At 61.3% G+C, this 7,265-nt stretch carries 7 protein-coding genes; all 7 read right to left on the bottom strand.

Features of this window, described 5'->3' with window-relative positions; genetic code table 11:
- Positions 1–1,460, bottom strand: a 1,460-nt coding sequence (ntrC, locus tag IBX54_RS10600; protein ID WP_296542624.1) for a nitrogen regulation protein NR(I), incomplete at its 3' end; no start/stop codon positions are given.
- A 57-nt stretch (positions 1,461–1,517) separates the two neighbouring features.
- Positions 1,518–2,618 carry a nitrogen regulation protein NR(II) gene (gene glnL, locus IBX54_RS10595; protein WP_296542623.1) on the bottom strand — a complete coding sequence of 367 codons (1,101 nt, stop codon included), beginning with the start codon at positions 2,616–2,618 and terminating at the stop codon, positions 1,518–1,520.
- Positions 2,619–2,632: 14 nt separating this feature from the next.
- Complete coding sequence (locus IBX54_RS10590; protein WP_296542622.1) at positions 2,633–3,127, bottom strand: hypothetical protein; 495 nt, start codon at positions 3,125–3,127, stop codon at positions 2,633–2,635.
- A gap of 132 nt (positions 3,128–3,259) precedes the next feature.
- On the bottom strand, positions 3,260–4,675 hold the full coding sequence (gene glnA / locus IBX54_RS10585) for a type I glutamate--ammonia ligase (RefSeq protein ID WP_296542621.1): 1,416 nt from the start codon (positions 4,673–4,675) through the stop codon (positions 3,260–3,262).
- 235 nt (positions 4,676–4,910) lie between these two features.
- Positions 4,911–5,759, bottom strand: a complete 849-nt coding sequence (locus IBX54_RS10580) for a molybdopterin-binding protein (protein WP_296542620.1) — start codon at positions 5,757–5,759, stop codon at positions 4,911–4,913.
- A complete protein-coding gene (locus IBX54_RS10575) occupies positions 5,716–6,624 on the bottom strand; it encodes an EI24 domain-containing protein (RefSeq protein WP_296542619.1) in 909 nt (302 codons plus the stop codon). The genes IBX54_RS10580 and IBX54_RS10575 overlap by 44 nt, the downstream gene beginning before the upstream one ends.
- Positions 6,621–7,265 (bottom strand): 16S rRNA pseudouridine(516) synthase (locus IBX54_RS10570; RefSeq protein ID WP_296542618.1); only part of this gene is annotated, 645 nt, incomplete at its 5' end. The genes IBX54_RS10575 and IBX54_RS10570, both read right to left, overlap by 4 nt.

The following is a 7,265-nucleotide window of genomic DNA, read 5'->3' as shown; positions in this document are numbered from 1 at the left end:
CGGCCAATGCCGAGTTTTTGCGCCGCGTCAATGCGCCTGCCGCGCGTGGCGGCCAGCGCGGCATGAATCAGGCGCGACTCAAAGCGGGCTGTGAGCGTGTCCCACACATCGGTGCGATCGGTGGCCAGCAAGTTGCTGGCCTCGGCCTCAAGCGCCAGCTCCCAGCCATTCAGCGGTGCCACGCAAACCGCAGAAACGGCAGGCAAATCCGGCAATAGTGGGAGCTCAGGCAGCGCTTGCTGTGGCGCTGCCAATGCGGCGTGGTCTTGGCTTGGCTGTGCCATCGGCGCGGCAGGCACCGCTTGCAACACCGCCACTTCAGGCGGCAGGTCTTTGGGCTCGATCACCTGCGCCGGCGCCATGACGGTAAGCCAGTGGCACATGTTTTCCAGCTGGCGCACGTTGCCCGGAAATGCAAATTGCCCCAGCCACGCCAGCGCCGCGTCCGAGATGCGCTTGGGTTCGCCGCCCAACTGGCGCGCGCTTTGCTGCAGAAAGTGGCGTGTCAGCATGGGAATGTCTTCGCGCCGCTCGCGCAGGGCCGGCAAGCGCAGGCGGATCACGTTGAGGCGGTGAAACAGGTCTTCGCGGAAAGCGCCATCCTTGACGCGCTGCTCCAGCTCCTGGTGCGTGGCGGCAATCACGCGCACATGGGTCTTGACCGCGCTGTGGCCGCCGACGCGGTAGAAATGGCCGTCTGACAACACGCGCAACAGCCGGGTTTGCAGGTCGTAAGGCATGTCGCCAATTTCGTCCAGAAACAGCGTGCCGCCGTCGGCCTGCTCAAAGCGGCCGCGGCGCATGGTTTGCGCGCCGGTGAAGGCGCCGCGCTCGTGGCCGAAGAGTTCGGATTCGAGCAGGTCTTTGGGGATGGCCGCCGTGTTGATGGCCACAAACGGGCCGTTGGCCCGCGGCGAATGCTTGTGCAGCGCGCGCGCCACCAGCTCTTTGCCCGAGCCCGACTCTCCGGTGATCATGACGGTGACGTTGCTTTGGCTGAGCCGGCCAATGGCGCGAAACACGTCCTGCATGGCAGGGGCCTGGCCCAGCATCTCGGGCGCCTCGGCCATGGCTTCGTCGGCCACTTCTTCGCGCTGGCTTTCTTCAACAGCGCGGCGAATCAGCTCGACCGCTTTCGAAAGGTCGAACGGTTTGGGCAGGTACTCGAAAGCGCCGCCCTGAAAGGCCGACACGGCGCTGTCAAGATCGGAGTAGGCTGTCATGATGATGACCGGCAGGCCGGGGTATTTGGCCTTGACCTTGTCGAGCAGGTCGAGCCCCGAGCCACCCGGCATGCGGATGTCGCTCACCAGCACCTGCGGTGCCTTGTCTTGCTCGAGCGCGGTCAGCACCTCGCGTGCACTGGTAAAGCTGCGGCTGGGCAATTGCTCGCGCAGCAAGGCCTTTTCCAGCACGAAGCGAATGGACTGGTCATCATCTACGATCCAAATGGGCTTCATCACGTTGTCTTGCCTTTGGTTGGACCCCGGCCGCCTTGGCTTTCAGCCAGCTTGCGCTCAGGGCAGTGGAATCAGTATTTTGAAATCGGTACACCCCGGCACACTGTCACACTCGATCAGACCATGGTGCTGCTGAACAAAAGTTTGCGCCAAGGTCAGGCCCAAGCCGGAGCCGCCGTCGCGCCCCGACACCAGCGGGTAAAAAATACGTTCCTTGATCGAGTCTGGCACGCCAGGCCCGTTGTCAATCACATGCAATTCCAATGCCAAGCGGTAGCGTTGCTTGCCAAAAGTGGTTTGTCGCGCCACCCGGGTTCGAAAAATGATTTGCGCATCACCCTGGCCGATACGCTCGGTGAGTGCCTGCGCGGCATTGTGGGCCACGTTGATGAGGGCCTGAATGAGCTGTTCGCGGTCGCCACGAAATTCGGGGATCGAGGTGTCGTAGTCCTGCACCACCTTGAGCCCCTTGGGGAACTCCGCCAGAATCAGTGAGCGCACGCGCTCGCAGACTTCGTGAATGTTGACATCGCCCACCACATGGGGGCGACGGTGTGGTGCCAGCAAGCGGTCCACCAGCAACTGCAGGCGGTCGGCTTCGTGGATGATGACTTGGGTGTACTCGGTCAGCTCGGGCTGGGCCATTTCCAGCGCCAGCAACTGCGCCGCACCGCGGATACCGCCGAGCGGGTTTTTGATTTCGTGCGCCAGGTTGCGAATCAGCTCCTTGTTGGCCTGCGCCTGCTCGGCCAGGCGTTCCTCGCGGTCCTGGCGCGTCTGCTGCTCCAGCGGCAGCAACTCGATGATGATGTCGGCGCTTTCGGTCTGCGTCACGATCACATGCACCGGCAACACGCCACGCCCCAGACGCATCAGCCCGCCGTCGTAGCGCAGCGCGACAAACTCGTTGCTGCCCGCACCCTGCAACGCGGTCTGCAAATAGGCGGGTTCGGTAAAAGAGCTGGGGAAATGCGAGCCCACAATGGTGCGCCGGGAGACGCCCAGCGCATCTTCCAGGGCAGCATTGGCAAACACCACCGTGCCGTCGCTTTGCACCACGGCCACCAGCGTGGCCAGGAGATCGAAGGCGACAAACCGCTGGTTGAACGCGCCGTGCGTGGTCGGCCGAAACTTGGGCAACGGCAGCTTCAAGCTCATGCGTGCAGCTTGGCCTAGCGGCCAGCCTGACCGGCAGGCAGACGATCAAGTTCGCGGCGAATGCCGGCCATGTCGCTTTCGTTGCGCGCCAGTTTGGCTTTGAGCTCAGCGACACGGTCCAGATAGCGCTGGGGATTGCGCGCCTCATCGACGCTCTTTTCCGGCTCGCCGTTGTTGTATTCCTTGAGCAGCTCCTCTTGGCGTTCTTCGGCTTTTTCAAGTTCAGATTGCAAAATCAGGCGCGCATCGGAGTCACGCGACTTTTGCTCTGCAGTATTCACTCGCGGGCCTGAACTGGCCGCACTGGCTGCCGTCGGGGCCTTGGCCGGGCGTGTGCCCTGCACCACGGTGATGTTGCCGCCTTCAACCAGTTTGCATTTTTTGGCCTGTTCCTGCGTCACCGTGTTGGTGTACGCATTGCCGCAACGGTAGATGCGGTCTTGTGCCTGCGCCGACGCGCTGGCACACAGCGCCAGCAACAACAAGCCTGTCCAGGTGATTTGTGTCATAAGAATTCAAGTCTCTCGGATTGGCAACATCAGTGCTGCACCAAGGCAGCAATGTCGGATGCTTGAGCCGTGAGTTTCCCACAATAAAAAGGGGACGGCATGAGCCGTCCCCTTTTTGACCTTGGCAGCTGATTACAGCGAGTAGTACATGTCGAATTCAATCGGGTGGGTGGCCATGCGCAGGCGCGTGACTTCGCCCATCTTGAGTTCGATGTAGGCATCGAGCAGGCCGTCGGTGAAGACACCACCCTTGGTCAGGAAGGCACGGTCTGCGTCCAGGCACTCCAGCGCCTGGTCCAGGCTGTGGCACACGGTCGGGATCTTCGCGTTTTCTTCGGGTGGCAGATGGTACAGGTCCTTGGTGGCGGCTTCGCCCGGATGGATTTTGTTCTCCACACCATCGAGGCCGGCCATCAGCAGCGCCGAGAAACCCAGGTAAGGGTTCATCAGCGGATCGGGGAAACGCGCCTCGACACGACGCCCTTTGGGGTTGGCCACGTAGGGAATACGGATCGACGCCGAGCGGTTTTTGGCCGAATAGGCCAGCTTGACCGGCGCCTCGAAACCGGGCACCAGGCGCTTGTAGCTGTTGGTACCAGGGTTGGTGATGGCGTTGAGGGCACGCGCGTGCTTGATGATGCCGCCGATGTAATACAGCGCAAAGTCGCTCAAACCAGCGTAACCGTCGCCGGCAAACAGGTTCTTGCCGTCTTTCCAGACCGACTGGTGCACGTGCATACCGGAACCGTTGTCGCCAACGACGGGCTTGGGCATGAAGGTGGCGGTTTTGCCGTAGGCATTGGCCACGTTTTGCACCACGTATTTCAACACCTGGGTCCAGTCAGCGCGCTCGACCAGCGTGCTGAACTTGGTGCCGAGCTCGCATTGGCCGGGAGCCCCCACCTCGTGGTGGAACACTTCGACCGGGATGCCAAGTGATTCAAGAATCAGCGACATTTCGGCGCGCATGTCTTGCGTGCTGTCCACCGGAGGCACAGGGAAGTAGCCGCCCTTGGTGGTGGGACGGTGGCCGCGGTTGCCGCCTTCCATTTTCTTGCCCGAATTCCAGGGGGCTTCGTAGTCGTCGATCTTGAAGAAACAACCCGAAATGTCGGTGTTCCAGCGCACGTCGTCAAACAGGAAAAACTCGGGCTCAGGACCAAAGTAGGCGGTATCGCCCATGCCGGAAGCCTTGAGGTAGGCTTCGGCACGGCGGGCCACCGAGCGCGGGTCGCGCTCGTAAGCCTTGCCGTCGCTGGGCTCGATCACGTCGCAGCTCATGAACAGCGTGGTTTCCTCAAAGAAAGGATCGATGTTGGCGGTGTTGGGGTCGGGCATGAGTTGCATGTCAGAGGCTTCAATGCCTTTCCAGCCTGCCACCGACGAGCCGTCAAAAGCGTGGCCGGAACTGAATTTGTCTTCGTCAAAGTGCGACATAGGCACGGTAACGTGCTGCTCTTTGCCACGGGTATCGGTGAAACGGAAGTCAACAAATTTGACTTCGTTGTCTTGCACCATCTTCATCACGTCTGCGACGGTCTTGGCCATTGATTACTCCAAAGGAATCGTTGTTGAAAAAGGGATTATGTTTTGGGAATGCAGGTTTTGTGCCAGACCCGTCGGCTATCGATCGGACCCACCGTTGGCCGTATTTTGCCTTGAGTTGCAACACGTGCGCGCCGACACACTGACAAGATCCATGATTTATGCTGACGAGGCGCACCAAACGCCATGCAAAATGCACCAAATCAGTGCTTGCTTTGACGGATGTGCATTCCTGCGATCAACAACGCACCAATTCCGGGCCAAGCTTGACGTGGAACGGCCCAAGCCCTTTGAGCAATGCCGCAAACGCGCCTGCCACGGCATGCGGGTCGCCTTTGACACCGAGTTCGATGTGGCGGCCATACTGGGGGTGATCCACACTGGGCAGACTGAACACCTTGATGCCGACAAAATCATGCTCAATGGTTTCCATCAGCGGCGTCAAGGTGGCTTCCATGGCACCAAAAACGATCACCGAACGCTCCAGCCAGGCATTCTTTGCAAAACAGGCCCGGTAATGGTTGTCAAGCACCCATTCGATCATGGGCCAGGCCATGACCGGAAAACCCGGCACGAAGTGAACCCGAGCGCAACTGAAACCCGGTATCTGGTTGTAGGGGTTGGGAATGATTTGCGCACCCTGCGGAAAGACGCCCATGTTGAGGCGGTGCAGGTTGTCGGCTTGACCGGGGTCGTAGGGCTTGCCCTGCTCCAGCGCCATGTCGCGCATGCGTTGCTCGATCAATGCCTTGGCCTGCGGATGCAGCGCCAGTTCCACACCCAGCGCGCGCGCGGCGCACTGGCGCGTGTGATCGTCAGGCGTGGCGCCAATGCCGCCGGTGGAAAACACCACATCACCCGAAGCAAAGGCGCGTTGCAAGGCGGCGGTGATGCGACCAGGGTCGTCACCCAGGTACTCCGCGTAGGCCAGCGACAGGCCGCGGTTATTGAGTAACTCGATCACCTTGGGCAAATGCTTGTCGGCGCGCTTGCCCGACAAAATTTCGTCGCCAATGATGATCAGGCCGAAGTGTGGCGTTGCGCTATTCGCGGGCTGTGTTGGTGGAATCGGTGTGGTCTGTGGCATGGCTCAGGGACAAGGGTGAAGAATCAAAAATCTCGGCATCCGGTGGTGTTGGCGCAACTGCGGCCGCAGCGCGCTCGGCACGCAACGCCTGCAAGGCAGCAAGGCAGAAATGGGCAAACCAGAGCGAGGCCAGGGCAAACACCAGGGTGTAAAGCCAGATCGCCAGTGGCACCAGCACCACGAACGCCGCCACAAACAAGACACCAGATGCCCAGATCAGGCTGGGGGCGGCACCCAGGTAGCCACAGAAAATTCCGATGCCAAGCAAGCTCATGCGGTAACGGCGAAACAGCTCGCGCCGCTCCTCGCCGCTGGCGTGCTCAGCCAGTGCGTCGAAGGCCATGACGCGGTAGGTGAGCCAGCCCCAGATCAGCGGCGGCAAAATCAGAATCAGCGGCGGAATGAGCCACAGCGGCAGCGACACGACGAGCGCCAGCAGGGCCAGAATGGTGGACACCAGCGACCACCACAGGCTGGCCACCAGTGAGCCGCCGCGCTTGCGCTCCAGTGCCGGAAAGCGCTTTTGAGCAACCAGCGTGGTCAGTGCCGGTGTCATCATAAGTGCCACCGCGAGCAGGGAAAACACCACAATCAGCGGCGTCACCGCAAAAATCACGATCAGTGGCGCCAGCACCGCTTTCAGGTTGCCCATGCCCATGCTCTGCAACCAGCCGGAAATGCTGCCCACCAGTGTGGAAGATTCCAGCCAAAGCCGCACAGAGGCCAGCACGCCGTCCCAATAGAAGTACCCCAGGCCCAGGGCCAGCCCGGCCATCAGCAGCAGCGGCAACAACGACAACACGACGACACGGGGCCGCAAGCCATAGGCCACCGCGCGCCAGAAGGAATCGAACAGCAGACTCATGTTGAAGAGCATACCGCAACGGGCGTTTTCTCGATGCTGGCCAAATCGGTCGCACGCAACCAGCGCCACTGGCCAGGCGCCAGCTCGTCAGGCAAAGACAAACCGCCGATTTGCGAACGGTGCAAGGCCTCCACCCGGTTGCTTACGGCCGCCACCATGCGCTTGACCTGGTGGTATTTGCCCTCTGTGAGCGTCAGGCGCAGGTGAAACTCCGACACCGCCTCACAGGCCGCCGCGCGCACCGGTTTGGGGTCGTCGTCGAGCACCACACCGGTCAGCAACTGGCTGACCTGGCGTGCGTCGAGCGGATGCTTGAGCGTGACCTCATACACCTTGGGCACATGATGGCGTGGCGAGCTCATGCGGTGGATGAATTTGCCGTCGTCGGTGAGCAGCAGCAGACCGGTGGTGTCCTGGTCGAGCCTGCCGATGGCCTGCACGCCCTGCACCGCGCCTTTTTGCGGGCGCAGCCGCAGCGGCGACGGCAGCAAGGTGTAGATGCCGGGATAGGTGGAGGGTTTTTGGGAGCACTCGGTGGCAGCCGGTTTGTGCAACATGAGGTAGGCCTTCTCGGCATACGGCCAGTCCACGCCCTGCACCCGAAAACGCAGCCCTTGCGCCACAAATTCAGCCGACGCCTG

Origin of the sequence: Rhodoferax sp. (assembly GCF_014859475.1) — a bacterium.
In the GTDB taxonomy this organism is placed as follows: domain Bacteria; phylum Pseudomonadota; class Gammaproteobacteria; order Burkholderiales; family Burkholderiaceae_C; genus Rhodoferax.
This window is presented reverse-complemented; position numbering and strand designations above follow the sequence as displayed.